This is a genomic window from Burkholderia sp. BCC1638 (assembly GCF_902833195.1).
Classification (GTDB): domain Bacteria; phylum Pseudomonadota; class Gammaproteobacteria; order Burkholderiales; family Burkholderiaceae; genus Burkholderia; species Burkholderia diffusa.
In genome coordinates, this window is record NZ_CADFEC010000129.1 from 1 (window position 1) to 473 (window position 473).

A 473-nucleotide genomic window follows, 5' to 3' on the forward strand; every position below is an offset into this window, starting at 1 on the left:
TTTCGATGCTCCCCTCTATTCAGGTTTCGTGGCTGAATTGCTCGAGCGCGGTGATGTCGGCCTCGAGCGTGGCCGGCAGCGATTCGCGCATGAAATCGACCCAGGTGCGGATCTTGGCGTCGAGATACTGGCGCGAGGGATAAAGCGCGTAGATATTCATCACGTGCGAGCGGTATTCGGGCATCACGCGCACGAAATCGCCGTTGCTCAGGCCGGTGATCGCCGTATAGAGCGGCAGCACGCCGACGCCCATGCCCTCGCGGATCGCCACCGCCAGCGCCTCGGCGACATTCACGCTGAACGGCGGCGAGGCCACCGACAGGGTCTCGTATCCGTCGGGCCCGAGCAGGGTCCATTCGTCCCACTGGAAACCCGGCGCCACCATGCCCATGCAGGTATGGGCGTCGAGATCGCTCGGCCGGCGCGGCACGCCGTGCCGCTCCAGGTAGTCGCGCGAGGCGCAGACCACGCTG

The 473-nt window shown here is 65.8% G+C and carries 1 protein-coding gene; it reads right to left on the reverse strand.

What is annotated here, in order from left to right; genetic code table 11:
• Positions 1–19: 19 nt before the first annotated feature.
• The coding region (locus tag HWX22_RS31540; protein ID WP_208456641.1) for a substrate binding domain-containing protein at positions 20–473 on the reverse strand (454 nt) is incomplete at its 5' end.